Source organism: uncultured Corynebacterium sp. (assembly GCF_937999985.1).
In the GTDB taxonomy this organism is placed as follows: Bacteria; Actinomycetota; Actinomycetes; order Mycobacteriales; family Mycobacteriaceae; genus Corynebacterium.
This window is the reverse complement of the sequence record NZ_CALLDG010000119.1, coordinates 1-1743: the sequence shown is the minus strand read 5'-3', so window position 1 is coordinate 1743 and position 1743 is coordinate 1. Positions and strand designations below refer to the sequence as shown.

2 protein-coding genes are annotated in these 1743 nt (G+C 64.3%); both read right to left on the bottom strand.

Going from position 1 to position 1743, the window contains the following annotated elements; all coding sequences use genetic code 11:
• On the bottom strand, window positions 1-1076 hold a 1076-nt coding region (locus Q0331_RS05720), incomplete at its 3' end, for a class I SAM-dependent RNA methyltransferase (RefSeq protein WP_298075500.1).
• Entirely contained in the window at window positions 1063-1719 is a 657-nt protein-coding gene (locus Q0331_RS05715; protein ID WP_298075501.1) for a DUF3159 domain-containing protein, read from the bottom strand. The genes Q0331_RS05715 and Q0331_RS05720, both read right to left, overlap by 14 nt.
• Between the last annotated feature and the right edge of the window lie 24 nt (window positions 1720-1743).

Below are 1743 nucleotides of genomic sequence, written 5' to 3'. Positions count from 1 at the left end.
CCGCTTGGCAGTTGGGGAACCAGACCCGCTACGTCACCGCCGACGAACTCAACATTGTCGATGCCAGCTGCCGCCAGAGCCCGTGCCCCCGCCTCGCTGGCGCTGCCTGCCACGTCCACACAGATAACCCGGTCGGCCTTGCGGGACAGTGCCGCGCTGAATACTCCGGCGCCGCCGTACAGGTCCCACGCAATCGACTGCTTGGGCTTTGCCCCCTCAGCTTTCTGCCCCTGAGCCTTCTGCCCCTGCACCACCGGCGGGATGTGGCGGGCGATCCAGGCGGAGTAGAACTCCGGCGCTGCACGGTGCGCCTGCCAGAAGTCCTGCACCTGGCTTTCCCACTGCACGTCGAACTCCCGGTCGAGGCCGACCCCAAAGTGCACGGTACGGGAAACGGTGGGAATCTCGCCCGCACCATCAGTGGCTTTGCCCCGCAGCTGCACCATCTTGCGAGTGCCGTCATCTGCCACAGCAACGGCGATCTCGGTGTTGGGTACCAACCTCCCGGCCGCTCGCAGCTGCTCGATTTCTTCTGCCAGCCCTTCTCGCAGCGCCTCGCTCCACTGCGCACAGGGGTGCTCTACGGGCACCACCTTGTGCGAGCCGCGTGCTCGCTGGCCGACGTTGCCCTCCCCGTCCACTGCCAGACGCACGCGCGTGCGCGAGCCAGCGAAGGGCTGCAGGCTCTCGGTATCGATGGTGACATTCTGTAGGGATTCGGCATCGATCTTGCCCACGCGTGCCAGCTGATCCAGCACCACTTGCTTCTTATAGTCCAGCGACCCGGCTGCGTCCACGAAATCCAGGTCGCAACACCCAGCCCCAGCTTGCGCTGCCGGGCATACCGGGGACACACGGTGGGGGCTCGGCTGCCCGATGGCTACAGCCCCGCCGTTGCGGAAACCTTTCTTAGACTTCGAGTTCCGCGCCGGATCCAGCATCACCGTCACATGCTTCTCGCCCGGCAGTCCACCGCGCACGAACACGATTTGCCCATCCAGGCGGCCGATCACGGTGCCGCCGTTCGCTGGACCCGCCAGGTCGATCACTACTTCTTCCTTCTTAGTGACGCCCATCGGTCCCCACCTCTTCGTTACCTTCTTCTACGCTTTCCGCTTCGATCTGCGTTGAGTCTTGCGTGCCTTCAGCTGGCTTCTCCAGGTGTCGCCCCTCCGCTCGGTTCGCTGCCTTCACTGCCCATACGGTGACCGCCACCGCTACCAGCGTCAGGGGCCATCCCATCGCGATGCGGGTGTAGCCGAGGGCGTCAGTCTTATCTCCAGCGTAGAGCCACTGCTGAACGGCAAAGCGGGCGAAGAACACCACGGCCCATGCAAGGGTGGCGATGTTGAAGGCCCGCACTGCTCGGCGGTTCGTGCGCCAGCGGTGATCGTCACCATTGATGCCGCGCCATACCGCTCCGACTAGCGGCCAGCGAAAAAAGATCGAAATGATGGATGCGATGCCCGCCACCAGCGAGTACCAGATGCCGTAGGCGAAATAGCCCTTTGCATCCCCCATGATCCAGGCGATCGCTGCGCACAGCGCGACCGCGAGGAAGCCGGAGATCGCCGGCTGCAGGTTCTCCTTGCGCGCTACGCGCCACACCAGAATCAACACTGCAACCGCCAGCGCGGAAATCAACGCGGGTCCCAGACCCCACTGGCTGTTTACCGGCACCAGAACCAGCACCGGCAACGTGGAGGAGACCAGGATGATCTATCTCATCCGCGACCACGACTC